Here is a 25,148-nt window from a genome sequence, read left to right on the forward strand (position 1 = left end):
CCTGCGCTGGGGGACTGTCAACTCGCCTGCCGGTGGTTTTCGCGGGGATGCAATGCGTGGCGTGGTCTGGGAATTGCCTGACAGCAGTCACGGAAAGAAGTCTTGCCGATCTACCGCTTTACTGTCGGACGGTGCGGGTGTAGACAACCCTCACAGCCTGCCTGTTATGCCGCCGCCCGTGCTGGCGCGGACAGACCTGGAGCGATGCATGACCATTACAAGAACAATGAATGACGATCTCCTGCGCGAAGCACTGCGCGCCCGTGAAAAGCTGCAGAGCGAAGGCGAACTGCCCGCCGGCGTGCTGCGCGAGGAAATCGACGCTTCCTGGCGGCGCAGCCTCGACCATGGCCTGGATTGTTCCAGCGGCGTCGAACAAGGGCTGGACAACCGCACCAGGCCCGAGGTGCTGCTGGCCAACAACCGCCTGCTGCTGGACGCCGCCACGCCGGAGCTGGACTACCTGCTGCAGCGCCAGGGCAGGGAAAGCCTGATCATCCTCGCCAACGCCGACGCCACCATCCTTTCCGTCGAAGGGCCGCACGATCACCTGAAGAGCCGTGGCCTGGCCGACATCACTCCAGGCACCTGCTGGAGCGAGGCGGCGCGCGGCACCAATGCCCTCGGCACGGCGCTGGTGGAAGGGCGGCCGACGCAGATCGACTGCGGCGAGCACTATCTGGAACGCCTGAGCCGCTTCTCCTGCACCTCGGTGCCGATCGCGGGCCCGCAGGGCACGCTGCTCGGCGTGCTCGACATGACCCGCGAGGGACCGCTGTCCGGCCCGAAGGAAAGCCTGTCGCTGCTGAGCCTGGCGGTCTGCCAGATCGAGGCGCGGCTGTTCACCGTCAGCCATCCGGGACAGGTGGTTCTCGCCTTCCACAGCCGCCGCCAGTATCTCGATTCGCCCTGGCAGGGTCTGCTGGCCTTCAGCCTCGATGGCCGGGTGCTCGCCGCCAGCGGCCAGGCCTGCCAGTTGCTCGGCATGCCGCGCGAGGCGCTGGTCGGCAAGCGCAGCGAGGAACTGCTCGGCATGCGCGGCGAACAGCTGCTGGCGCGCCTGCAGCCGGGCGGCATCGGCGGTCTCCAGACGCCCAAGGGCGAGCTGTTCTACAAGACCCTGCAGGCGCCGCTGCGCAGCAACGCGCTGTCCGTGCCGGCGCGTGTCACCGCCAAACCGGCGCAGACCTCGCCGAGCCTCGAAGTGCTGGCCGGCAACAACCCGCGCTTCGCCCGCGCCCTGCGCATGGCCCGCCAGGGCCTGGTCAACGACCTGCCGGTGCTGCTGCTCGGCGAAACCGGCAGCGGCAAGGAAGTGGTCGCCCGCGCCCTGCACCAGGCCAGCGCGCGCAGCGACAAGCCCTTCGTCGCGGTGAACTGCGCGGCGATCCCGGAAGGCCTGATCGAATCGGAACTGTTCGGCTACCGCGAAGGCGCCTTCACCGGCTCGCGGCGCGGCGGCATGGTCGGCCGGCTGCAGCAGGCCCACGGCGGCACGCTGTTCCTCGACGAGATCGGCGACATGCCGCTGGCCCTGCAGGCGCGCCTGCTGCGCGTGCTGCAGGAGCGCAAGGTGGCGCCGCTGGGCGCCGGCGAGGAGCAGGACATCGATGTCGCGCTGATCTGCGCCACCCACCGCGACCTCAAGCGCCAGGTGGAGGAAAAGCACTTCCGCGAGGACCTCTACTACCGCGTCAACGGCATCAGCGTGCGTCTGCCGGCGCTGCGCGAGCGCGACGATCTTTCCGAACTGGCGGTCAGCCTGCTGGAACGCATGGGCGCGCGCGGCGTGAAGCTGAGCGACGAGTTCGCCGCGCTGGTCGCCGGCTACCACTGGCCGGGCAACATCCGCCAGCTGGAGATGGTCCTGCGCACCGCCCTGGCGATGCGCGAGGAGGGCGAGAGCCTGCTCGACCTGGAGCATCTGCCGGACAGCATGCTCGACGAGCTGAACGCCGGCGCCCGGCCGCAGGCCGGCAGCATCCGCGAGAACGAGCTGGAGCTGATCCGCCAGTCGCTGGACCGCCACCAGGGCAACGTCTCCGCCGCCGCCGACGCCCTGGGCATCAGCCGCGCCACCCTCTACAGAAAACTGAAACAGTTGCGTAACTGATGCCCCGACTGATCACCCGTTTCATCGACAGCGACGACCGTCAGTCGCTGGACGATGCGCTGCACTGGCTGTACGGCTTCGTGCGCCCGCACCGTATGGCGATCCTCGGCCTGCTCGGAATGTCGTTCTGCGCCTCGCTGCTGGTGCTGGCGCAGCCCTGGCTGACCAAGATGCTGATCGACGACGGCCTGCTGGCGCGGGACTTCCCGACGCTGGTGCTGGTCGCCATCGCCATGATCGGCGCCGGCCTGCTCGGCACCGCGCTGTCCGGGGTCAACCGCTTCCTGCACACGCGGCTGTCCGGGCGCATCCTGTTCTCCCTGCGCGATGCGCTGTACCGCCACCTGCAGACGCTGTCGCCGAACTTCTATGGCAAGCGGCGCATCGGCGACCTGATGTCGCGACTGGATGGCGACGTCGCGGAAATCCAGCGCTTCGCCGTGGACTCGCTGTTCTCCGCGGTTTCCAGCGTGATCGGCCTGGTCGGCGCGCTGGCGCTGCTGCTCACCCTGTCCTGGCAGCTGTCGCTGCTGGTGGCGCTGCTGATCCCCCTCGACGTGCTCTGGCTGCGCTGGATGCGGCGCAAGGTCGAGCGCGAGGCGCGCAGCCTGCGCGAGCGTTCGGCGGACATGTCGTCGTTCTTCGTCGAGACCCTGCCGGCGATGAAGTTCATCCAGTCCGCCGGCCAGCAGACCCGCGAGTCGCAGCGCCTGGAAGGGCTGGGGCAGGGCTACCTCGGCCAGCTGCTGCGCCTGCAGCTCACCGAATTCTTCACCCAGGCGGTGCCGGGCACGCTGATGTCGCTGTCCCGCGCCTGCGCCTTCCTGGTCGGCGGCTACTGGGTGATCCAGGGCAGCTGGCAGCTCGGCTCGCTGATCGCCTTCTCCACCTACCTCGGCATGGCCATCGGCCCGGTGCAGAGCCTGCTCGGCCTGTACGTGGCGCTGCAGCGCATGACCGTCAGCCTCGGCCGGGTGATGGAGCTGCGCCGCGAGCAGCCGGGCGTGCAGTCGCCCGCCGTAGCGCAGCCGATGCCGGCAGTGGGCGAACTGCGCTTCGACGGCCTCGGCTTCAGCCACGCCGGCCGCGCGCAGCCAGTATTGCGCGAGGTAAATGCGCGGATTCCGGCCGGCGCCAAGGTGGCGCTGGGCGGTGCATCCGGTGTCGGCAAGTCGACCCTGATCGACCTGCTGCAACGCTTCTACGATCCGGAGCAGGGCCGAATCCTCCTCGACGGGACGGACCTGCGCGAGCTGGACCTGTTCGAACTGCGCCGGCGCATCGCCGTGGTCAGCCAGGACATCGTGCTGTTCCGCGGCAGCCTGGCCGACAACCTGGCCTACAGCGCGCCCCACGTCAGCCGCGAGGAAATCGTCCGCGTCGCCGAACTGGCCCGTCTCGATGCGCTGATCGAATCGCTTCCCGAAGGTCTCGACAGCCCGCTGGGCGAACGCGGCCAGCAGCTTTCCGGCGGCCAGAAACAGCGCATCGCCATCGCTCGCGCGCTGCTGCAGGACCCGCTGATCCTGGTGCTCGACGAGGCCACCTCGCAGGTGGACGAAGCCACCGAGCGCGAAGTGATCGCCGCCATCGACCGGCTGTTCGCCGGGCGCACGCGCATCCTTATCAGCCACCGTCCTTCGACCCTGGCCGAGGCCGACCTGCATTTCGAAATGGAAGGCGGCAACCTGAATCTGCGCGAGACGGTGAGCCATGGCTGAGCTGCATATCGGCGTCGTCGACAGCGGCCATGGGCCGGAGCAGGGCGGTCTGGTGCTGGCGGGGCGACGTTTCTTCCTGAGTGACGAGGGATCGGGCGAGGGCGACTTGCTGCCCGATGCGCTTGGCCACGGTAGCGCTGTGCTGCAGGCCATCGCTTCCCGGGCGCCGGTTGCGCGCTTCAGCGTGGCGCAGGTGTTCGATGGGCGCGGCGTCACCAGTCCGTTGCAGATCGCCGGGGCGTTGCGCTGGCTGTGCGAGCGCGGAGTGCGGTTGGTCAATCTCAGCCTCGGTGTACGCCAGGATCGCCCGTTATTGCGTGATGCGGTGGCGGAGCTGGTGGCGAGCGGGACGCTGGTTTGCGCGTCCAGTCCGGCGCAGGGCGAGCCAGTGTTTCCGGCCAGCTATCCGGGGGTGATCCGGGTGACTGGCGATGCGCGCTGCGGGGCGGGGGAGTGGTCCTGGCTGGATAGTCGGCAGGCGGACTTCGGTGCGGCTGTGAGCAGTGGTGGGCAGGCCGGTTCCAGCCTGGGCTGCGCGGCGTTCTGTGGGCATCTGGCTGGGCTTTTGACTGAGCATCCCGAGGCGAGCAATGAATGGCTGGTGCAGCGAATGCGCGAGGGTGCCGCTTATAGAGGAAGAGAATTCAGGGTGGCGCCGTGAGCATCCTGATCCTCGGTGCCGGCCCCGCCGGAGCCGCCGTCGCCCTCGGCCTGCGCCGTCTTGGTCATGAAGTTGCGATCGTCAGCGAATGGCGCCGCTTCGCCGCGGTGGAAGGTGTATCCCAGCGTGTCCTCGATGGCCTGCGCCATGCCGGCCTGAGCAACGCCATGTCCTGCGCCGCGCCGCCCTCCCAACGCCGCGTGCGCTGGAACGGCGGGGAAACCGCGCAGAACGTCGAATTCATCATCGACCGCCCGGCTTTCGACCGCGGCCTGCGCGAAGACCTGCGCCTGGCCGGTATCGAGGTCATCGAAGGTCGCGTTGTGGCAGTGGAATCGTCCGCCGAAGGCCATCGCGTGCGGCTGGATGGCGGTGCCGAGCTGAACGCCGATTTCCTCGTCGAGGCCCGTGGCCGCCAGGCGCCGCTGGCCAGCAAAGCAGGCAAGGCACTGCGCGGGCCGGAAACCCTCAGCCTGCTCAATCGCTGGCAGGGCGAACCGGGCCCGGCCACCAGCGCAGTGGAAAGCCTCCCCGACGGCTGGGCCTGGATGGCGCGGCTGGGCGATGGCCGCTGCTACTGGCAGATGACCCTGGATGTGGCGAGCACAGAGTTGCCTGGAAAGGAGCAACTGCTCGACTGGTGCCGCGAGCGCCGCGGCGCCTCGCAACTGGCGCAGGAATTCTTCGGTTCAGCGGCGGAAAACGAACTGGAGCTGCACGCCCGCAGCAGCACCGCGATCCTCTGCCTGGAAGCCTGCGGCGACAACTGGATTCGCGTGGGCGATGCGGCGATGGCGGTGGACCCGCTGTCCGGCAACGGCATCTTCCAGTCGCTGTCGTCCGCGCTGCAGGCGCCGGTGGTGATCAACACGCTGCTGCGCGCACCGGAACGGGCGGAGCTGGCGCGGCGCTTCCACCAACAGCGGGTCGAGCAACTGTTCCTGCGCTTCGCTCGTGTCGGGCGGGATTTCTATGCGGAAGAGACGCAGTGGCAGGACCGCCCGTTCTGGCAGGCCCGCAGCAGTTGGCCCGACGACCAGCCGAGCCACGCCGCACCGGATTTCGCCGCCCTGCGCATCGAGCGTGCGCCGGTGCTGCGGGATGGGCTGGTGGACGAAGCCGAAGTGGTGATCAGCCCGGACCAGCCGCTGGGGATCTGGCACCTGCAGGGGCTGGAACTGGCGCCGTGGCTGCGGCGTATGCGCAGCGAGCCGGCAGCGCAGGTACTGGCGGATTTGCCAGCGGAGCAGCGGCGGCTGTTCCAAAGCTGGTTGCTTTCGCAGGGTTATCGGCCGTAGCGAGCACAGCTCCCTTGTAGGCGCAACTGTCTTCACATCGGCGCGGCGTATCCCCTCACCCTAACCCTCTCCCAGAGGGAGAGGGGACCGTTCGGAGGCGCCGGGTGGCACGGCATTCATTCTGACGCCAATCTGCCCCCTCTCCCTCTGGAGCGGGGCGCGCAGCCAGGGCTGGGGTGAGGGAACCCACGACGCCAGACTTTCCCGTAGGAGCGGGCCATGCCCGCGACAGCCATGTCCGGGTCGCGGGCATGGCCCGCTCCTACAGGGTTGTCACCCCGTTCCCACGCTATCAGCCCCGCCCCTCCAGGCAATTCTCGATATTCCAGCCATACAGCCACTGGATCGCATCGTAGAACTGCTCCTGGCTGCGGCCGACCCACAGCTGGTTGCGCACCAGGCGTTCGACGCCCTTGGCGTGGTAGAGGCGGCCCATTTCCCGGGCCGACCAGACCACCCGCGCGGTACGCGGGATGCGGATCGATTCGTAGAGGCGGAACGCCGCTTCCAGGTCGTGGCCGCAGGCCTTGACCGCCTGGCCGAGCACCACGGCGTCTTCCAGCGCCATGCAGGCGCCCTGGGCGAGGTACTGGGTCATCGGGTGGGCCGCATCGCCGAGGATGGTGGCGCGGCCTTCGCCCCATTTCTCCACCGGCTCGCGGTCGGCGGTGGCCCAGCGGCGCCAGGAGGTCGGGCGGTCGAGCATCTGGTGCGGACGCTCGTGGATGCCCTCGAAGTAGGAAAGCACCTCTTCCTTGCTGCCGTCGGTGACGCCCCACTGTTCTTCCTGGCGGCTGTGGAAGGTCACCACCAGGTTGTACTGCTTGCCGCCGCGCAGCGGGTAGTGCACCAGGTGGCAGCGAGGGCCGGCCCAGAGCATCGGCGCGTTGACGCGCAGGTCCTCTGGCATGTCCGCCACGTCCACCACGGCGCGGTAGACCACGTGGCCGGTGACGCGCGGCGGGTCGCCGATCAGCCTGTCGCGGACCACCGACTTGACGCCGTCGCAGCCGATCACCGCGTCGGCGCGGTAGCTGTTGCCGTGGGTGTCGACCAGCGTCACGCCTCGCTCGTCCATCTCCATGCGCTCGATGCGGGTCGAGGTCCTGAAGCGGATCAGCGGGTTCTTCTCCACCGCTTCGAGGATCGACAGATGGATGTCGGCGCGGTGGATCACCCCGTACGGGTTGCCGAAGCGCTGGCGGAATTTCTCGCCCACCTCGATACGCCCGACTTCGTGGGCGTCGATGGCGTCCATCATGATCAGGTGGTCGGTGAACACCGAGCGGTTGCGCGCCGCTTCGCCGACGCCGAGGGCGTCCAGGGCGGAATAGGCGTTCGGGCCGAGCTGGATGCCGGCGCCGATCTCGCCGATCTGCTCGGCCTGTTCCAGCAGCAGCACGGCGATGCCCTGCTGGGTGAGTGCCTGGGCGGCGGCGAGGCCACCGATGCCGCCGCCGACGATGATGATGGATTGTTGGGCAGTCATGCTTCGCTTCTCCTTCCGGGACGGATCGGAACTTCTTATTGGATGAAATCGGGTTGCCGGCCGGGGGCGGCCTGCTGGAACGCCGGCTGCGCCAGGCAGTGGCGGTACACCTCGAGCACGCGCGGATAGCCGCCGAGGTCGCAGCCGAAGCGTTCGGCGTTGGCCACCTGTGGCACCAGGCAGCAGTCGGCCAGGGTCGGTTCGTCGCCGAAGCAGTAGGGGCCGTGGCCGTGGCGCTGCAGCAGCACTTCCACCGCGGCCAGGCCCTCGGCGACCCAGTGGCGGTACCAGGCGTCCTTCTGCTCGGCGGATACGCCCAGCTCCTTCTGCAGGTAGCCGAGCACGCGCAGGTTGTTGATCGGGTGGATGTCGATGGCGATCAGGTTGGCGACTTCCAGCACCCGTGCGCGCTGCAGGGCGTCCTTCGGCAGCAGGGGCGCCTGCGGGTAGCGCGCGTCGAGGTAGTCGATGATCGCTATGGACTGGGTCAGGGTAACGCCGTCGTCGTCCACCAGCACCGGCACGCCGCCCACCGGGCTCAGCTCGCGGTGCTGCGCGCCGCGCTGCTCGCCGGCGCGCAGGTTGACGCCGTGGTAGTCGTGCGCCAGGCCCTTGAGGGCGAGGGCGATGCGCACCCGGTAGGAGGTGGAACTGTTGAAGAAACTGTAGAGCTGCATGATCGGATTTCCGGGTGGTTCAGTGGATTGCCAGGGGCGTTCTGCGGGCGTTAGCGGCGTAGTGCGCGCCCTTGAGGAAGATCGCCACGGCGGCGACGAGGGCCGGCAGCATCAGCAGGCCGAAGATGCTTTCGAAGTCCAGGCCGAGGCCGAGCATGAAGCCGCCGATCAGGGTGCCGCAGACCGAGCCGATGCGGCCCACGCCATGCGCCCAGCTGACCCCGGTGGCGCGGCTGGACGTCGGGTAGAAGCCCGCCGCCAGCGCGTTGGCGCCGACCTGCGAGCCGCTGACGCAGAAGCCCATGCCGGCCACGCTGAGGATCAGCAGCGGATAGCTGGTGTGGAACTGGCCGATGGCGAACAGGCAGCCCGCGCCGGCGCTGTAGGCAACGACCAGCACCCGGTGCGGGTTGAAGCGGTCCATGCAGCCGCCCAGGCAGATGGCGCCGAGGGTGCCGCCGATCTGGAACATCGCGCTGATCATCGCCGCCTGGCTGAGATCGAGGCCGGTGTCCTTGATCAGGATCGGCAGCCAGTTGGTCATCATGTAGATGATCAGCAGGCTCATGAAGAACGCCAGCCAGAGCATCAGCGTGCCGATGCGCAGCTGTTCGCCGAGGATCAGGCGGATCGGCGATTTCGATGGCTGGTCCAGTTCGTCGTAGTGGATGCGGAAGCTGCCGTCCCAGTTCCGCGGCAGCGGGGCGATGCGGCGCAGGATGGCGGCGATGCGTTCGCTGGCGGCGTTGCGCTGCACCAGGAAGCGCGCCGATTCCGGCAGCAGCGCGAGCAGCAGCGGCAGCAGCGCCAGGGGCAGCACGCCGCCGAGCAGCAGCACGCTGCGCCAGCCGAGGGCCGGCACCATGTGCGCGGCCACCACGCCGCCCAGGGCGGAACCGAGGGTGAAGCCGCAGAACATGCTGGTGACCATCAGCGAACGGCGGCGCTCCGGGCAGTATTCCGAGGTCAGGGTGATGGCGTTGGGCATGGCGCCGCCGAGGCCGAGGCCGGTGAGGAAGCGCATCAGGGCGAGCGTCTCGACGTTCGGCGCGAAGGCCGCCGCCAGGCTCCAGCCGCCGAAGCACAGCACGGAAAGCAGCAGCACGGTCTTGCGGCCGAAACGGTCGGCCAGCGGGCCGGCGATGAAGGCGCCGAGCATCAGGCCGATCAGCGCGGCGCCGAGCACCGGGCTCAGCTGGGCGGAGGTCAGCCCCCATTCGTCGCGCAGCGCCGGGGCGATGAAGCCGATCGCGGCGGTATCCAGGCCGTCGATGGCCGTCACCAGGAAGCACAGCAGGAGGATCAGCCACTGGAAGGGCACGACCGGCTTGCTGTCGATGAAATCCTGTACATCCACGCTGTTGTTGTTATGAGTGGACATGAGGCGTCCTCCGGGCCGGCGGGCAGGCGCCGGCCACGTGATGTGAGTCGGATTCTGGGTGGGATGCGGGGCCGAAGGCAGGCGGCCCCGCCGGCCGTCAGATGACGCGGACCTGGATGTCGCCGAGGCCGTCGACGCCGCCCTGCATGAGGTCGCCGGCGACCACCGGGCCGACGCCTTCCGGGGTGCCGGTCATGATCAGGTCGCCCGGCTGCAGCTCGAAGAAGCGCGACAGGTAGGCGATGGTTTCCGGCACCGACCAGATCAGCTTGTCGATATCGCTGCGCTGCCTGTCGCTGCCGTTCACCTGCAGCCAGATGCCGGCCTGCGTGGGATGGCCGACCTGGGCGGCCGGGTACAGCGGGGCGATCGGCGCGGAGGCGTCGAAGGCCTTGCCGATCTCCCACGGGCGGCCCATCTCGCGCATCTTCATCTGCAGGTCGCGGCGGGTCATGTCCAGGCCCACGGCGTAGCCCCATATGTGCTCGTTGGCCTGTTCCAGCGGAATGTCGCGGCCGCCCTTGCCGATCGCCACCACCAGCTCGATCTCGTAGTGGTAGTTGCTGGTCTCGGCCGGGTAGGGCAGTTCCAGCACCTTGCCGTGGGGCACGCTGACCACCGCGTCGGCTGGCTTGCAGAAGAAGAACGGCGGTTCGCGATCCGGATCGAAGCCCATCTCGCGGGCATGGGCGGCGTAGTTGCGGCCCACGCAGTAGACGCGGCGTACGGGGAACTGCGCGTCGCTGCCGGCGACGGCCAGGGTGGTCGGCGCGGCGGGCTGGAATACGTAAGTCATGGATTTCTCCTCGGTTCAGTGGGTTTCGCGCGATTCGCGCAGGATGCCGAGCGCTTCCTGAACCGGGCGGTCGGAATAGCTGAACAGCACGCAGTCGTCGTTGGCATGCAGGCTCACCGGCGCCCAGCTCGGCACGACGAAGATGTCGCGCGGACCGAAGTCGAAGCGCTTGCCGGCGATCTCGGCATGACCCAGGCCTTCCACCACCGAGTACACGGTGGCGTCGGAGCTGCGATAGGTCCTGCCCTGGAAGCCGCGCGGCAGCATCTGCATGAAGGTGCCGATGGTCGGCATCGCCCAGCCGCCGGTGGCCGGGTTCACGTAGCGCAGCTTGATGCCGTCCCATTCGTCGAGCGGGCCGCCGCGCAGCAGGGTTTCCAGCGCCTCGCGGGTGCGCGCGTAGGGGTAGCTGAAGATCGGCGAGGTGGGCGACTTCACCTGGTGGCGCACCGGCAGCATGTTCGTGCCGTAGCGCGCCATGCTGGTGCCCTCGGGGCGGCTGATCGGCTGCTCGGGTTTCTCGTAGCTTTCCGCGAAGCCGGCGTCGAGCAGGCGGATCAGCGGGATGTCCAGGCCGTCCAGCCAGACTACCGGCTGGCCGCCTTCGGTCTCGACTGGGTTGCCGTGGTCGTGCCAGGTCCAGGACGGGGTGATGATGAAGTCGCCCGGCTCCATGGTGGTGCGCTCGCCGTCCACCGCGGTGTAGGCGCCGCGGCCCTCGACCACGAAGCGCAGGGCCGACTGGCTGTGGCGATGGCTGGGGGCGATCTCGCCGGGCAGGATCAGTTGCAGGCCGGCGTACAGCGACGAGGTGATCGCAGCCTGGCCGCGGATGCCGGGGTTCTCCAGCACCAGCACGCGGCGGATGGCTTCCTCGGCGGTGATCAGGCGACCGGCTTCCATCAGGAAGGGACGCAGCTCGTCGTAGCGCCACAGCGCCGGAACGCAGGCGCCGCTGGGGGTGGCCGGAACCAGGTTGTGCAATTGTTCCCAGAGCGGGAACAGGTCCTGGGCATCGAGGCGCGAATAGAAATCGGCGCGGGCGGCGCTGACGTTTTCCATGCTGTTCATCTGATCACCTGTGGCAGGTTGCGAAGCGCTTCCGGCGGCGGGGCGCGGGAGCTTTGTTGTTGGCCGGATGAAGTCCGGTCCGTTTGTGAGGGAATTAATACGCCTCGGTCGTATGCTGGAATAATGATATTTCCGGATGAACCTATATGTTTTCGGGTATGGGAAAGCCATGAACTGGACTCGCCGCCTGCGTCTGCGTCACCTGCAACTGCTGGTCAGCCTCGCCGAGACCGGCAGCCTCAGCGACACCGCCAAGCTCGCCCACACCACCCAGCCGGGATTGTCGAAATGGCTGAAGGAACTGGAGGAGGACGCCGGCGCCGAGCTGTTCGAACGCCATGCCCGCGGGCTGCGGCCGACGGCGCAGGGCGAGGTGCTGCTCAGTCACGTGCGGCGCCTGCTCAGCGAGATGGAGCGGGCGCAGAGCAATCTCGACGCGCTGCGCGAGGGCTTCGCGCCGAACGTCGCCATCGGCACCTCGCCGGCCTCGGCGCCGAGCCTGGTGCCGGACGCCATCCTGTATTACCTGGGGCGCCATCCCCGCGCCCACGTCTCGCTGCAGGAAAGCACCATGAACGTGCTCCTCGACCGGCTGGAGTAGGGCAAGCTGGACGTGGTGGTCGGCCGCCTGGACAACTACCAGCCGCGCGAGACGCTGCACCACGAGACGCTGTTCCGCGAGCCGATGTGCGTGGTGGCGCGGCCGGGGCATCCGCTGATGGGGCGCGACGACATCGGCTGGGACGATGTGTGCCGCTACGACTGGATACTCTGGCCCGCCGGCACGCCGCTGCGCAGCAGCCTGGACATGGCGCTGAGCCACGCCGGGCGCAAGCCGCTGTCGTGCCGGGTGGAGTCCTCGTCGCTGATGGCCAACCTTTGGCTGATGCAGAACAGCGACATGCTTTCCGCGGCGTCCATGCGCGTCGCCGAACACTTCACCCGCCGCGGCCTGCTGCGCTCGCTGGACTTCTCCCTGGAGGCGGACGGACTGATCGGCATGTGCTGGCGCGACGAGCAGCACCAGGACAGCGCGCTGCTCGACCTGCTGGAGAGTCTGCGCCAGGCCGCGCGCGAGCCGATCCGCAGGGTCGCCGACATGGAATTCGGCCCTCCGAGCGACTGAAGGCGGCGCCGGGCGCGTGTTACACTGCGCCGCTATGTCAGCCTGTCCAGGGAGTCCGGGATTCGTCCGGGACGCCGCGAAATATCGGTCATTTGCAGCGATAAAGCAGGAATCGAACCGGCAAGATAGCCGGTCGCGGCTGAAACCATGAAGCGCTGGAACGGGGGAGCGCATGCGGCTGAAGTGCATCAAACTGGCGGGGTTCAAATCCTTCGTCGATCCGACGACGGTGAGTTTCCCGAGCAACATGGCGGCGGTGGTCGGCCCCAACGGGTGCGGCAAGTCCAACATCATCGACGCCGTTCGCTGGGTGATGGGCGAAAGTTCGGCGAAGAACCTCCGTGGCGAGTCGATGACCGACGTCATCTTCAACGGCTCGAACACCCGCAAGCCGGTGACCCAGGCCTCCATCGAGCTGATCTTCGACAACTCCGACAACTCGCTGATCGGCGAATACGCCGCCTACGCCGAAATCTCCATCCGCCGCCGCGTCACCCGTGACGGGCAGAACACCTATTTCCTCAACGGCACCAAGTGCCGCCGCCGCGACATCACCGACATCTTCCTCGGCACCGGCCTGGGGCCGCGCAGCTACTCGATCATCGAGCAGGGGATGATTTCCAAGCTGATCGAGGCGAAACCCGAGGAATTGCGGAATTTCATCGAGGAAGCCGCGGGCATCTCCAAGTACAAGGAGCGCCGCCGCGAGACCGAGAACCGCATCCGCCGCACCCAGGAAAACCTGGCGCGCCTGAGCGACCTGCGCGAGGAACTGGAGCGGCAGCTCGATCGGCTGCACCGCCAGGCGCAATCGGCGGAGAAGTACCAGGAATACAAGGCCGAGGAGCGGCAATTGCGCGCGCAGCTCGGCGCCTTGCGCTGGCGCGACCTGAACGAGCAGGTCGGCCAGCGCGAGCGGATCATCGGCGACCAGGAAGTGGCGTTCGAGGCGCTGGTGGCCGAGCAGCGCAGCGCCGACGCCAGCATCGAGCGCCTGCGCGACGGCCATCACGAGCTGTCGGAACGCTTCAACCAGGTACAGGGGCGCTTCTACTCGGTGGGCGGCGATATCGCCCGCGTCGAGCAGAGCATCCAGCATGGCCAGCAGCGTCTGCGCCAGTTGCAGGATGATCTGCGCGAGGCCGAGCGTTCCCGTCAGGAAACCGAATCCCACCTCGACCACGACCGCACCCTGCTGGCGACTCTCGGCGAAGAGCTGGAAATGCTCGCGCCGGAACAGGAAACCAGCGCCGCCGCCGCCGAAGAGGCGAGCGCCGGGCTGGAGGAATCCGAGCAGCGCATGCACGAATGGCAGCAGCGCTGGGATGCCTTCAACCAGCAGAGCGCCGAGCCGCGCCGCGAGGCGGAGGTGCAGCAGTCGCGCATCCAGCATCTGGAACAGAGCCTGGAACGCCAGGGCGAGCGCGAACGCCGTCTCGGCGAGGAGCGTGGGCAACTTGCGGCCGATCCGGAAGATGCGGCGATTCTCGAACTCAACGAACAACTGGCCGCCGCCGAACTGAGCCTGGAAGAGCTGCAGATTCAGGAGCTGGAACTGGTCGAGCGCCTGGAGCAGGTGCGCCAGGCCCTGCAGGACGGCTCCGCGCAGCAGCACCAGGCGCAGGGCGAACTGCAACGGCTGAACGGCCGCATCGCCTCGCTGGAGGCGCTGCAGCAGGCGGCGCTCGATCCGGGTGCCGGTGCGGCCGACTGGCTGCGCGAACAGGATCTGGCCCAGCGGCCGCGTCTCGCCGAAGGGCTGCGCGTGGAGCCGGGCTGGGAGCTGGCGGTGGAAACCGTGCTCGGCGCCGATCTGCACGGCGTGCTGCTGGACGATTTCGCCGGGCTGGCGTTCGACAGCCTGGAGAAGGGCGAGCTGCGCCTGCTCGAACTGGGACGCAGCGTCGCCGGAGCTGCGGGCAGCCTGTTGGACAAGGTGCAGGCGGCGTTCGACCTGTCGCCCTGGCTGGGCAAGGTGCGTCCGGTGGAAAGCCTGGAGCACGCGCTGGCCGGGCGCGCCGCGCTGGGCGAGGGCGAGAGCCTGGTCAGTCGCGACGGCTACTGGGTCGGCAGGCACTTCCTGCGCGTGCGCCGTGGCGACTCCGCCGACAGTGGCGTGCTGGCCCGTGGCCAGGAGCTGGAGCGTCTGCAGCAGGACCGCGAGGCACTGGAGATGCGTCTCGGCGAGATCGACGAACAACTGGCCCGCCAGCGCGACGAGCAGCGCCAGGCCGAGGAGCGCCGCGAGCAGCTGCGCCGGCGCATCCAGGAGGAAGGCCGCCAGCAGGGCGAGCTGAAGGCGCAGCTGTCCGCGCAGCAGGCCAAGGTCGAGCAGCTTGTGCTGCGTCGCCGCCGGCTGGACGAGGAACTGGCCGAACTGGCCGAGCAGCGCGCGCTGGAGCAGGAACAACTCGCCGAAGCGCGCATGCAGCTGCAGGAAGCGCTGGATTCCATGGCGATGGACACCGAGCGCCGCGAAGCCATGCTCGCCGAGCGTGACGCCCTGCGCGAACGCCTCGACCGCATCCGCCAGGAGGCCCGCCAGCACAAGGACCATGCGCACCAGCTGGCGGTGCGGGTCGGTTCGCTGCGCGCCCAGCACGAATCCACCCGCCAGGCGCTGGAACGTTTGGACGGCCAGGCGGTGCGCCTGGTCGAGCGCTGCGAGCAGCTCAGCCTCAATCTGGAGGAGGGCGCCGCGCCGCTGGAAGAACTGCGCCTGCGCCTGGAAGAGCTGCTCGACCGGCGCATGGAGGTGGAAGAAGAGCTGAAGACGGCGCGCCTGACCCTGGAGGACGCCGACCGCCAGCTGCGCGACGCCGAGAAGCGCCGCACCCAGGCCGAGCAGCAGTCGCAGCTGCTGCGCAGCCAGCTGGAGCAGCAGCGCATGGAATGGCAGGGGCTGACCGTGCGGCGCAAGTCTCTGCAGGAACAGCTCCACGAGGACGGCTACGACCTGCACACCGTTCTTGGCACCCTGCCAGCGGAAGCCAGCGAGAAGGCCTGGGAGGAGCGCCTGGAAGGCGTCGCTTCGCGCATCCAGCGCCTCGGCCCGATCAACCTGGCGGCGATCGACGAGTACCAGCAGCAGTCCGAGCGCAAGCGCTACCTGGATGCGCAGAACGACGACCTGGTGGAAGCGCTGGAAACCCTGGAAAACGTCATCCGCAAGATCGACAAGGAAACCCGCAACCGCTTCAAGGAAACCTTCGACCAGATCAATGCTGGCCTTCAGGCACTATTTCCCAAGGTTTTCGGCGGCGGTCACGCCTATTTGGAACTTACCGGCGAGGATTTACTCGATACGGGGGTGGCGATCATGGCGCGCCCGCCGGGCAAGAAGAACAGCACCATCCATCTGCTGTCCGGCGGGGAGAAGGCGCTGACCGCATTGGCGCTGGTGTTCGCCATCTTCCAGCTCAATCCGGCGCCGTTCTGCATGCTCGACGAAGTCGATGCGCCGCTGGACGACGCCAACGTCGGGCGTTATGCCCGCCTGGTAAAGGAAATGTCGGAGAAAGTGCAGTTCATCTATATCACCCACAACAAGATCGCCATGGAAATGGCCGATCAACTGATGGGGGTGACGATGCACGAGCCGGGATGTTCGCGCCTGGTGGCGGTTGACGTGGAAGAGGCCGTGGCACTGGCGGAAGCCTGACTCGGAGTTTTCCGAGCAATTACATAACCTGTTGATTCAATGGGAGTTGTAGCGTGTACCGAAGCTGTTCGCAGAAAGTTGCAAAGACCCCTACAGCACTCGCCGGGGTGAGTGTAAAGTTATACCTTGGCATGCTAGCTTAATGCCCACTTTGTATTGCGTGGCAAACCTCATGCTTTACTTGAAGTTCAGGCCACGGTTCAAGGGATAGGAACTCCCGTTTTTTTTCATCATCATTTTCATCAGGGGCAATGGGATTACATGGATATCGGTCTACGCGAATGGCTGATCGTCATTGGGCTTATCGTGATCGCCGGCATTCTGTTCGACGGTTGGCGACGCATGCGGGGCGGGAAGGGCAAGCTGCGCTTCAAGCTGGACCGGCATTTCGCCAACCAGCCGGATGACGGCGACGACAATCCGGAACTGCTCGGTCCTTCGCGAGTGGTGGAACATCGCGAACCCTCGCTGGACGAGCACGAGCTGCCCAAGGTCGGCGCCAGGGACGCGCGCGGCAAGGGCCGCGGCGAACCGCGCCAGGGCGACCTGAACCTCGGCGATCCGGCACCGAACCTGCTCGGACCGCTGGATGAAGAGGACTTCCCCGATCCGCTGGAGGAAACGCCGAAGGAGAAGCCCCGGGGCAAGGAGCGCAAGAAGGATCGCCAGGCCGCTGCCGCTTCGTCGGCGCCTGCCGCTCCGGTCGAGGAAGTGCTGATCATCAACGTGATCTCCCGCGAAGAGGGCGGTTTCAAGGGGCCGGCGCTGCTGCAGAACATCCTGGAAAGCGGCCTGCGTTTCGGCGAGATGGACATCTTCCATCGCCACGAGAGCATGACCGGCAACGGCGAAGTGCTGTTCTCCATGGCCAACGCGGTCAAGCCGGGCACCTTCGACCTGGACGACATCGACAACTTCAGCACCCGCGCGGTGAGCTTCTTCCTCGGCCTGCCCGGCCCGCGCCATCCGAAACAGGCGTTCGACGTGATGGTGGCGGCGGCGCGCAAGCTCGCCCACGAGCTGAACGGCGAACTGAAGGACGAACAGCGCAGCGTGCTGACCGCCCAGACCATCGAGCACTACCGTCAGCGCATCATCGAGTTCGAACGCCGCGCCCTGACGCAGAAACGCTAGAATCCAGCTGCGAGCGGCAAGCCTGAAGCCCCAAGCCAAACTTGGGGCTTTGCTTTTCCGGCCGCTCGCCAATTGCCGCCCGAGGCTTTCCGATGACCGATTCCCAGACCGCCGCCGAGCGAATCGCGCAGTTGCGCAGCGAGCTCGACGCGCACAACTACCGCTACTACGTGCTCGACGAGCCGAGCGTTCCAGACGCCGAATACGACCGCCTGTTCCGCGAACTCCAGGGCCTGGAAGAGGCGCATCCCGAACTGGTGACCCCGGAGTCGCCGACCCAGCGCGTGGGCGGCGCCGCTGCCTCGGCCTTCGGCGAGGTTCGCCACGAAGTGCCGATGCTCAGCCTGGGCAACGCCTTCGAGGAACAGGACCTGCTGGACTTCGACCGCCGCGTGCGCGAGGGCCTGGGTGAGCTGCTGCCGGCCGGCGACCTGTTCGGCGGCGGGGCGGAAGTGGAATACAGCTGCGAGCCCAAGCTCGACGGCCTGGCGGTCAGCCTGCTCTACGAGAACGGCCGTCTGGTGCGCGGCGCCACCCGCGGCGACGGCAGCACCGGCGAGGACATCAGCGCCAACGTGCGCACCGTGCGCAACATCCCGCTGCGCCTGCAGGGCGAGGGTTGGCCGGCGGTGCTGGAAGTGCGCGGCGAGGTATACATGTCCAGGGCCGGCTTCGAGGCGCTCAACGCCCGCGCCATGGAAACCGGCGGCAAGACCTTCGCCAACCCGCGCAACGCCGCTGCCGGCAGCCTGCGCCAGCTCGACGCGAAGATCACCGCCAGCCGGCCGCTGGAGTTCTGCGCCTATGGCGTCGGCCGGGTGGAGGGCGAACTGCCGGGCACCCAGGTGGGCATGCTGGAGCGGCTCAAGGCCTGGGGCGTGCCCATCAGCCGCGAATTGAAGCTGGCCAGGGGTGTGAAGGCCTGCCTGGACTACTACCGCGACATCGGCGAGCGCCGTGCGAGCCTGGCCTACGATATCGATGGCGTGGTGTTCAAGGTCAACAATATCGAGGACCAGCAGCAACTGGGCTTCCGGGCGCGCACCCCGCATTGGGCCGTTGCCTACAAGTTCCCGGCGCAGGAAGAGCTCACCGAGCTGCTCGACGTGGAATTCCAGGTCGGCCGCACCGGCGCGGTGACCCCGGTGGCACGCCTGAAGCCGGTGCAGGTGGCTGGCGTGACGGTCTCCAACGCCACCCTGCACAACATGGATGAAGTGGCGCGCCTGGGCCTGATGATCGGCGACACGGTGATCATCCGTCGCGCCGGCGACGTGATCCCGCAGGTGATGCAGGTGGTGACCGAGCGCCGCCCGGCGGACGCCCGTCCGGTTCCTGTGCCCAGCGTGTGCCCGGTGTGCGGCTCGCACGTCGAACGCACGCAACTGGTCAAGCGCAGCAAGGGCAAGGAGTCGGTGAGCGAGGGGGCGATCTACCGCTGCGTCGGCCGGCTGTTCTGCCAGGCCCAGCTCAAGCAGTCGATCATCCATTTCGTCTCGCGCCGCGCCATGGACATCGACGGCCTTGGCGACAAGATCGTCGAGCAACTGGTGGACAAGGGCCTGGTGAAGTCGCCGGCCGACCTCTACCTGCTGACCTACGAGCAGGTGGTCGAGCTGGAAGGCTTCGCCGATCTCTCCACGCGCAACCTGCTGGCTTCGATCGCCGGCAGCAGGCGCCCGGCCCTGGCGCGCTTCATCTACGCACTAGGCATCCCCGACGTCGGCGAGGAGACCGCCAAGCTGCTGGCCCGTGCCCTGGGTTCGCTGGCGCGCATCCAGAAGGCGCTGCCGGAAGTGCTGACCTACCTGCCGGACGTGGGGCAGGAAGTGGCCTACGAGATCCGCAACTTCTTCGACGACGAACACAACCGCAAGGTCATCGCCGAACTGCTCGAGCGCGGCATCGAACTGCAGGACGAAGGCGAGGTGGCTGCGGAATTCGCCGCCTGCGCGACCCTGCCGGACTTCATCGACAAGCTGAACGTTTCCGGTATCGCCGCCACCGGCGCGAAGAAACTGGCGGAGAATGCCGGCGATCTGGACGGCATCATCGCCCTCAGCCAGGACTGGCTGACCCTCAGCGTGCTCAAGGGACTGAACGAAAGGGCCAAGCAGTCGCTGCGCGAATACTTTGCCGACGCTGAAAAAGTCAGCCGCGCCCGCGAGGTGGAAGCCCAGTTGCGCGAGTTCGGCATGCACTGGAAGAGCGAGCGCAAGACGGTCGAAGGCCTGCCGCTGGCCGGCCAGACCTGGGTGCTGACCGGCACCCTGGAGGCCATGAGCCGCGACGTGGCCAAGGAGAAGCTGGAGAGCCTGGGCGCCAAGGTGGCCGGCTCGGTTTCGGCGAAGACCCATTGCGTGGTCGCCGGCCCCGGCGCGGGTTCGAAGCTGGCCAAGGCGCAGGAGCTGAATGTGCGGGTAATGGACGAAGACGGGCTGCTGAAGCTGCTCGCCGAACATGGGCTGGATGCCTGAGCATCCAGCCAATCTGAAATCTATCAATGACGGAGTAACGACATGGCTTTGACCAAGGACCAACTGGTTCGCGATATCGCCGAATCCCTCGACCTCACCCAGGCATCCGTGCGCGGCGTGTTCGAGCAGTTGGCGCAGATCGCCCAGGACAGCCTGGAGAACGACGGCGAACTGACCCTGCCAGGCATCGGCAAGCTCAAGGTCAGCGAGCGCGCGGCGCGCCAGGGGCGCAATCCGCAGACCGGCAAGACCATCGAGATCGCCGCGAAGAAGGTGGTGCGCTTCGTGCCCGCCAAGGCGCTGGCCGACTCGCTGAACTGATCTTCCTGCCCGTCGCCGGTGCGGCGGGCGCATTGCGCAAGAGGACGACATGGACAAGGCAAGAAGACAGCGGCTGCTGGGCGTCCTCGCCCTGGTTCTGCTGTTCGGGCTGTATCTGGCCTGGAGCGAGCGCCCGCAGGTTCTCCTGCATTACCCGCAGGGCGGTTCGGCGGTGAGCTACAGCTTCAAGGAGAATGGCGAGGAACGCCTGGCTGGCGAAATCCGCCCCGGCGAAACCCGCCAGTTCCCGCTGCGGCTGTGGCGCAGCGGCGAATACCGGATCGCCTTCAGCTTCCATCGCGGCGCCGAGAAGTACGCCAGCTTCAGCAGCCGTCCCGGCTACGGCAAGCTCGACCTGTACCTCGGGCCGGATCTGGAAGTCTCCACCCAGCCGCTGCCCGAGGGGCTGATCCCCGCGCAATGACCCTGGCGGCGGCCGTCCTTGCGGGCGGCCGCCGCCTGCCGCTTCACAGGTAGTCCAGCCTCACCAGCAGATTCTTCGGTGACTGCCCGTGGATGCGGAATGCCAGGCCATCGTCCATTGCCTCCGAAGGCTGGCCGCCCAGCTCGGTGACCGTGATCCGTACCGGTCGATGCGGGGTGCCCGGGTCGACGGCGCTCACCTGTGGCACGACGCTGCATCCGCCGAGCTGGAAGCTGACATTCCGCGCAGGGCCGGCTTGCATGATGCAGGAGGGCTCTACCACCGCCCCGTGGAACCTTATGATCCCGTTCTCGGCGAGGGCGTTTGCGCTGCAGCCCAGAAGCAGCGCGCCGATGATTTTTATCTGCGACATTCTGATTTCTCCGCACGCTATTGGGGAAAATCCCGTATTCAGCGTAGGCAGCATCCTCAGAGGTCCATGTAGGGCACTGGCTAATTTTTGTAGGAAAGCTGCATCCAAGTATGTCTGCGAATACTTCATGGCGCCGTAAGTGCTTGAAGTAGTTGTAACTTGTGCGCAAGCCGGTACAATGGCGCGGCCCGCCGACTGGCGGGCGTCGTTATGGTGGCCCCGTCGGTCCCCCCGCAACGATTACCCGTTAACCTGGTCAGGTCCGGAAGGAAGCAGCCATAGCGGGAACATCGTGTGCCGGGGTGTGGCTGGCGGGGCCGCCTCCATTTCGGGCTGCCGAAATCTCTGCGGCCTCCTGCGCCAGCCGCAGCAAATCCCTAGCAGTTGTAGACGCCCACCGCGCAACGCCGTGCCGTGCGTCGTGCCACGCCGGCCACGCTCACTGGCGTCAGCGGACGGCCGATCACCGCTTCGGCGGGTGGGATCAGGTGGAAGCCGACCAGTCCGGGAACCGAGAGCGTTTCGCCCAGTTGCTGGGCGCCGTAGCCGATGGCCGTGACGAGCAGGAAGCCGCCAAAATACCGGAAGATGCTCATTTCTTGCCTCCCATCACGAAGTTCTTCGGCAACTCGTCGGATTCGGCGAGCTCTTTCAGGTCGACTTTCCTGGCGTTCGCCGGCGCGCTGAAGCTGTAGTCCTGCGCGGCCACTTCATCCCCGCCTTTCCAGTCGCGGAAGCTGATGCTGTATTGCGGGCTGTGGGCGACGTGCTTGGAGGTGATGACGTAGCGGCAGGGGTAGGGCTTGTCGCCCTGGGCGATCCAGATCTGCCAGTCGACTTCCTTGGTGCGGAAGGCCAGGTAATCGCATTCGGTGCCGCCGATCACGCCGCTGCCCAGGTCCTTGACGTCGGTGACGTCGGCCATCAGCTCGCCGTAGACATCCGACAGCAGCAGGTCGGCAGCGGGCAGGGGGCGGTTGTACTTGTCGCGCAGTTCGTCGACCAGATGGTCGATGTCGCCTGGTATCTCGACCTGCACGTAGGCGTTGGCGTTCTTGCCGAGCAGGGTCGTGGTCTTGCCGTCGAAGAACATTTCCATGTTGGCGAAGCCGCCATGGCGCGTGGCGTGGAGCTTGTCCGGGCGGGTGAGGGTGACGTCGCCGGAGTTGGCCAGGGCGAGTTTCTGGTCATCCTTGGTGACGACTTCGAGATCGGCGTCGTAGCTGAACGACAGCGCCTTCTGCGCAGCCAGGAAGTCGGACATCTTTTTCAGCAGGTTCCTGGCGTCGGCCTCGTCGGCCAGTGCGGCCAGGGGAACTGCGGCGCCGAGCAGAATGGCCAGGGCCATGGAAGCGAGGCGGAAAGCGGACGTTCTACGCAACTTGCGGGCGATCTTGTTCATTTGATGGCACCCATGGGATCGATGTAGGAAACATCTGCAAGCCACAGGTATAGCCGAGGGCTGGCGCGGCGCAGCGCCGCCTGGCGGATAGCCGCTGCGTCAGCGGTAATGCTGGAGAATGCGCTCGATCTCGCCGGAATCCTTCATCGCGGCGAGAGCGTCGAGGATGGACTGGGTGGGCAGTTCCGGCGAGTCGAGCACCAGGCAGCCCAGCGCGGTTTCCTCGATCACGTCCACCGGCTGCAGGCGGCGGGCTTCCGGCAGTTCGCGATTGAACCAGTCCAGCGCGATTTCGCTGCTGATCGCGTAGCGATAGCGGCCGGCCAGCAGCTTTTTCAGTACCAGTTCCTGGTTGCGCGCCTCGTCGCGGACCAGCCGGCCGCTTTGCAGCAGCGGCCGCAGGCGCGGGTAGCGATAGCCGAGGACGGTGCCGACGGGCTCGCCGGTCAGCTGGTCGATGCGGGCCGGCATCAGGCCGCGGCCGACCAGCAGGTCGCGCTGTACCATCAGCGGGGCGCTCCAGCGGTAGTCCTGGAACTGGTGTTCGACCCATTCCGGCGCCACGTAGCAGCGCACGTCGATGTCGTGCCTGAGCAGCGCCTGCTCGACCCGGGCGCGCGGCAGGATGCGGAAGTCCGGCTTCAGCCCGACCCGCTGCGCCGTGCCGGTGAAGAAGTCGAAAAGGATGCCGCCGGTCAGCCGGCCTTCCTCGATGCGCGCCAGCGGCATCGCCCAGCTGTCCACCACGGAAAAGCGCAGGACCCGGGGTTCGGCCTGGGCCAGGGTGGCGAGCAGCAGCAGGGCGAGGGTCAGGACACGCATCGAGGCACCGTGAACGGCAGGGTCCGGACACAATGCCTGTCGGTCGTCGGGCTGCCAAGTTGCAAAATGCGTACGGTGTAGCATCGGGTGCAATTTATGCCCCTCTTCGCTACGATTAGCCGATTCCCCCGATGCAATGGAAATTCAATGAGTTATCAGGTTCTCGCGCGCAAATGGCGTCCGCGCACATTCCGCGAAATGGTCGGCCAGACCCATGTGCTCAGGGCCCTGATCAACGCTCTGGACAACCAGCGCCTGCACCACGCCTACCTGTTCACCGGCACCCGCGGGGTCGGCAAGACCACCATCGCGCGCATCCTCGCCAAGTGCCTGAACTGCGAGACCGGCGTCAGCTCCACGCCCTGCGGGCAGTGCTCGGTCTGCCGCGAGATCGATGAGGGCCGCTTCGTCGACCTGATCGAAGTCGACGCCGCCAGCCGCACCAAGGTCGAGGACACCCGCGAATTGCTGGACAACGTGCAGTACTCGCCGACCCGCGGCCGCTACAAGGTCTACCTGATCGACGAAGTGCACATGCTCTCCACCCACAGCTTCAACGCCCTGTTGAAGACGCTGGAGGAGCCGCCGCCGCACGTGAAGTTCCTGCTCGCCACCACCGATCCGCAGAAGCTGCCGGTGACCATTCTGTCCCGCTGCCTGCAGTTCTCGCTGAAGAACATGCCGCCGGAGCGGGTGGTCGAGCACCTCAGCCACGTGCTGAACGCCGAGAACGTGCCCTTCGAGGAAGACGCCCTGTGGCTGCTCGGCCGCGCCGCCGACGGCTCGATGCGCGACGCCATGAGCCTCACCGACCAGGCCATCGCCTTCGGCGAAGGCAAGGTGCTGGCCGCCGACGTGCGCGCCATGCTCGGCACCCTCGACCACGGCCAGGTCTATGGCGTGCTGCATGCCCTGCTGGAAGGCGATGCCCGCGCGCTGCTGGAAGCGGTGCGTCATCTTGCCGAGCAGGGCCCCGACTGGAGCGGCGTGCTCGCCGAGCTGCTCAACGTGCTGCACCGCGTGGCCATCGCCCAGGCGTTGCCGGAGGCGGTGGACAACGGCCAGGGCGACCGCGAAAAGGTGCTCGCGCTGGCCCGCGCGCTGCCCGCCGAGGACGTGCAGTTCTACTACCAGATGGGCCTGATCGGCCGCCGCGACCTGCCGCTGGCGCCGGACCCGCGCAGCGGCTTCGAGATGGTCCTGCTGCGCATGCTGGCGTTCCGTCCGGCCGATGCCGACGGCGCGCCGGGATCGCCACTAAAGGACCTGGGGATCAGCACGGCCACGGCTGATCCCGACAACAAACCAGTGGCCGGCGCCAGCGTGGCGGCGCCGGTCATTGCGCCGTCCACGGCGAGCATTCCGGTGGTCAGCACCGTGCCGGCCGCCGCTCCGGCGCAGCCGGTCGCCCAGCCGCAGCCCGTTGCGCCCGCGGAACCCGAACCCGAACCCGAACCTGTGCCCATGGCGGAAACGCCGGCGCCTGCCGTAGCGGCAGAAGCCATCGAAACGCCGGCCGCCGAAGTCGTCGACCTGCCCTGGGAAGAGCCCGCCGCGCCGCAACCCGTGGCCAGCGCAGCTCCCGCGCCGGAACCGCCGGCTCCTGCCGTCGAGCCGGCCGCCGTCGCCGTCGAGCAGTCCGAGGCCGATGACGACGAGCGCGACGAGGAGCCGCCGCCGGCCGAGGACTACTACGAAGTCGACATGGACTCGCTGTCCTACCTGGACGGCGAGGATGCCCAGGCGCAGGCCGAGCCCGAACCGGAACCCGCCGCTATGCCGGCGACCGGTCTCGCCGCCGAATGGCTGGACCTGTTCCCGCGCCTCGGCCTGGCCGGCATGACCGCGAGCATCGCCGCCAACTGCAGCCTGGTTTCGGTGCAGGACGACGTCTGGCACCTGCACCTGGACCCGGGGCAGAGCGCGCTGTTCAACGCCAACCAGCAGCGCCGCCTGAACGATGCGCTGAACCAGTACCATGGGCGTACGCTGAAACTCGAAGTGACCCTGCACAAGCCCGAGCAGGAAACCCCGGCCCAGGCCGCGGCGCGCAAGCGTGCCGAGCGCCAGCGCGAGGCCGAGGCGTCGATCGAGGCCGATCCGTACATCCAGCAGATGAAGCAACAATTCGCCGCGGTGGTCCGCACAGGTACCATCGAACCCCTGGAAGCGAAGGCCTGACCCGGCCTTCCTGACATAGA

Annotated in this window: 19 protein-coding genes, 1 other RNA gene and 1 pseudogene; 12 read left to right on the plus strand and 9 right to left on the minus strand. The window is 67.4% G+C overall.

The window, feature by feature from the left end; genetic code table 11:
* Window positions 1-208 precede the first annotated feature (208 nt).
* The 4 genes from BLR75_RS01555 to qhpG are packed head-to-tail and all read left to right on the plus strand — an operon-like array spanning window position 209 to window position 5,793.
* Entirely contained in the window at window positions 209-2,113 is a 1,905-nt protein-coding gene (locus BLR75_RS01555; protein ID WP_084310337.1) for a sigma-54-dependent Fis family transcriptional regulator, read from the plus strand.
* Window positions 2,113-3,834: an ABC transporter ATP-binding protein gene (locus BLR75_RS01560; RefSeq protein ID WP_084310336.1), complete on the plus strand. Its 1,722-nt coding sequence runs from the start codon at window positions 2,113-2,115 to the stop codon at window positions 3,832-3,834. Before BLR75_RS01555 ends, BLR75_RS01560 begins: the two co-directional genes overlap by 1 nt.
* Entirely contained in the window at window positions 3,827-4,495 is a 669-nt protein-coding gene (gene qhpE, locus BLR75_RS01565; RefSeq protein ID WP_084310335.1) for a subtilisin-like serine protease QhpE, read from the plus strand. The genes BLR75_RS01560 and qhpE overlap by 8 nt, the downstream gene beginning before the upstream one ends.
* Complete coding sequence (gene qhpG / locus BLR75_RS01570; RefSeq protein ID WP_084310334.1) at window positions 4,492-5,793, plus strand: flavin-dependent monooxygenase QhpG; 1,302 nt, start codon at window positions 4,492-4,494, stop codon at window positions 5,791-5,793. The genes qhpE and qhpG overlap by 4 nt, the downstream gene beginning before the upstream one ends.
* Before the next feature lie 292 nt (window positions 5,794-6,085).
* Here qhpG and BLR75_RS01575 read toward each other — a convergent pair whose 3' ends face one another.
* The 5 genes from BLR75_RS01575 to gtdA form a co-directional block, all read right to left on the minus strand.
* Window positions 6,086-7,282, minus strand: a complete 1,197-nt coding sequence (locus BLR75_RS01575; protein ID WP_084310333.1) for a 3-hydroxybenzoate 6-monooxygenase — start codon at window positions 7,280-7,282, stop codon at window positions 6,086-6,088.
* Window positions 7,283-7,317: 35 nt separating this feature from the next.
* Window positions 7,318-7,959 (minus strand): maleylacetoacetate isomerase, encoded by a 642-nt coding sequence (gene maiA / locus BLR75_RS01580; RefSeq protein WP_084310332.1) that lies wholly within the window; start codon window positions 7,957-7,959, stop codon window positions 7,318-7,320.
* A 19-nt stretch (window positions 7,960-7,978) separates the two neighbouring features.
* Entirely contained in the window at window positions 7,979-9,340 is a 1,362-nt protein-coding gene (locus BLR75_RS01585) for an MFS transporter (RefSeq protein WP_084310331.1), read from the minus strand.
* 97 nt (window positions 9,341-9,437) lie between these two features.
* The gene (locus BLR75_RS01590) at window positions 9,438-10,136 is read right to left on the minus strand and encodes a fumarylacetoacetate hydrolase family protein (RefSeq protein WP_084310330.1); all 699 of its coding nucleotides are present in this window, start codon (window positions 10,134-10,136) and stop codon (window positions 9,438-9,440) included.
* Window positions 10,137-10,151: 15 nt separating this feature from the next.
* A complete protein-coding gene (gene gtdA / locus BLR75_RS01595; RefSeq protein WP_371858107.1) occupies window positions 10,152-11,198 on the minus strand; it encodes a gentisate 1,2-dioxygenase in 1,047 nt (348 codons plus the stop codon).
* Between the two features lie 178 nt (window positions 11,199-11,376).
* Here gtdA and BLR75_RS01600 point away from each other — a divergent pair.
* The 6 genes and pseudogenes from BLR75_RS01600 (at window position 11,377) to BLR75_RS01625 (ending at window position 20,350) form a co-directional block, all read left to right on the plus strand.
* Window positions 11,377-12,333: pseudogene (locus BLR75_RS01600) on the plus strand (LysR substrate-binding domain-containing protein).
* Between the two features lie 172 nt (window positions 12,334-12,505).
* Window positions 12,506-15,994: a chromosome segregation protein SMC gene (gene smc, locus BLR75_RS01605; protein WP_084310328.1), complete on the plus strand. Its 3,489-nt coding sequence runs from the start codon at window positions 12,506-12,508 to the stop codon at window positions 15,992-15,994.
* 261 nt (window positions 15,995-16,255) lie between these two features.
* Entirely contained in the window at window positions 16,256-17,128 is an 873-nt protein-coding gene (zipA, locus tag BLR75_RS01610) for a cell division protein ZipA (protein ID WP_084310327.1), read from the plus strand.
* Window positions 17,129-17,220: 92 nt separating this feature from the next.
* The gene (gene ligA / locus BLR75_RS01615; protein ID WP_084310326.1) at window positions 17,221-19,605 is read left to right on the plus strand and encodes an NAD-dependent DNA ligase LigA; all 2,385 of its coding nucleotides are present in this window, start codon (window positions 17,221-17,223) and stop codon (window positions 19,603-19,605) included.
* Window positions 19,606-19,647: 42 nt separating this feature from the next.
* Entirely contained in the window at window positions 19,648-19,926 is a 279-nt protein-coding gene (locus BLR75_RS01620; RefSeq protein WP_084310325.1) for an HU family DNA-binding protein, read from the plus strand.
* 49 nt (window positions 19,927-19,975) lie between these two features.
* On the plus strand, window positions 19,976-20,350 hold the full coding sequence (locus tag BLR75_RS01625) for a hypothetical protein (RefSeq protein WP_084310324.1): 375 nt from the start codon (window positions 19,976-19,978) through the stop codon (window positions 20,348-20,350).
* A gap of 43 nt (window positions 20,351-20,393) precedes the next feature.
* On the opposite strand, the gene BLR75_RS01630 is transcribed toward BLR75_RS01625, so the two are convergent.
* Complete coding sequence (locus tag BLR75_RS01630; RefSeq protein ID WP_084310323.1) at window positions 20,394-20,723, minus strand: hypothetical protein; 330 nt, start codon at window positions 20,721-20,723, stop codon at window positions 20,394-20,396.
* 220 nt (window positions 20,724-20,943) lie between these two features.
* Between BLR75_RS01630 and ffs the strand changes: the two genes are divergently transcribed.
* Window positions 20,944-21,040, plus strand: an RNA gene (ffs, locus tag BLR75_RS01635) — signal recognition particle sRNA small type.
* A 60-nt stretch (window positions 21,041-21,100) separates the two neighbouring features.
* On the opposite strand, the gene BLR75_RS01640 is transcribed toward ffs, so the two are convergent.
* The 3 genes from BLR75_RS01640 to BLR75_RS01650 form a co-directional block, all read right to left on the minus strand.
* Window positions 21,101-21,319, minus strand: a complete 219-nt coding sequence (locus BLR75_RS01640) for a hypothetical protein (protein WP_084310322.1) — start codon at window positions 21,317-21,319, stop codon at window positions 21,101-21,103.
* Window positions 21,316-22,125, minus strand: coding sequence for a DUF2092 domain-containing protein (locus tag BLR75_RS01645; RefSeq protein WP_084310321.1), 810 nt, complete (start codon window positions 22,123-22,125; stop codon window positions 21,316-21,318). The genes BLR75_RS01640 and BLR75_RS01645 overlap by 4 nt, the downstream gene beginning before the upstream one ends.
* Before the next feature lie 99 nt (window positions 22,126-22,224).
* On the minus strand, window positions 22,225-22,947 hold the full coding sequence (locus BLR75_RS01650; protein WP_084310320.1) for a substrate-binding periplasmic protein: 723 nt from the start codon (window positions 22,945-22,947) through the stop codon (window positions 22,225-22,227).
* Window positions 22,948-23,094: 147 nt separating this feature from the next.
* Between BLR75_RS01650 and dnaX the strand changes: the two genes are divergently transcribed.
* Window positions 23,095-25,128 carry a DNA polymerase III subunit gamma/tau gene (dnaX, locus tag BLR75_RS01655; RefSeq protein ID WP_084310319.1) on the plus strand — a complete coding sequence of 678 codons (2,034 nt, stop codon included), beginning with the start codon at window positions 23,095-23,097 and terminating at the stop codon, window positions 25,126-25,128.
* Window positions 25,129-25,148 lie beyond the last annotated feature (20 nt).

Source organism: Pseudomonas jinjuensis, from assembly GCF_900103845.1.
Lineage (GTDB): Bacteria > Pseudomonadota > Gammaproteobacteria > Pseudomonadales > Pseudomonadaceae > Pseudomonas > Pseudomonas jinjuensis.